Source organism: Vibrio sp. 704 (assembly GCF_033339295.1).
This window is the reverse complement of sequence record NZ_JAWOUH010000772.1, coordinates 1-576: the sequence shown is the minus strand read 5'-3', so window position 1 is coordinate 576 and position 576 is coordinate 1. Positions and strand designations below refer to the sequence as shown.

Here is a 576-nt window from a genome sequence, read left to right as displayed (position 1 = left end):
GGATGCACTCTTACCACCAGATGCTGGCTTTTCGCTTGCTGGTGCTTGTTTATCCAAGCCTAAGAATTCATCTAAATCGATATTAGGGCTATGAAGGGCAAAACGTATTTTTGGAATGTCTCCCAATGTCACATCGGCTTTACCATCCAATGCAATCGCGTTTGCGGTTAACTTCTCTAGAATAAAGCTAAGGTGGCTTTTGTTTAGGTCAAATGAGAGGTCAGAGACCATATCAACTTTCATTGGTGATTGTGGCAAAGCATCACCTTCAAAGCTTGATTTCAGCGTAAGCTTATTCAACAACACTTTGCTAATCGCTTGGTCAACCGTAAGCTGCCCACCGCCTTGCATGTCCAGCTTCATACCAGCCGCACTGCCTTGAAGCGCGTAGCTAAGATTGTTTACTTTATCGAATTCAAACGTATCTAAGCCAATTTTTGCCGATTCAATAGTGTTGTTTGGATCAGTGTACGTCGCATCAACATTGATGTTCTTCAACGCATAACTTGCAAGACCTTTCGCCAGTTTAAAGTCAGCCTTACCTTTTGCAGTAAACTTCTGGTCATTCATTTCGCC

Annotated in this window: 1 protein-coding gene; it reads right to left on the bottom strand. The window is 42.9% G+C overall.

What is annotated here, in order from left to right; translation table 11 throughout:
• Positions 1–576 (bottom strand): AsmA family protein (locus tag R7R24_RS29030; RefSeq protein ID WP_318120501.1); only part of this gene is annotated, 576 nt, incomplete at both ends.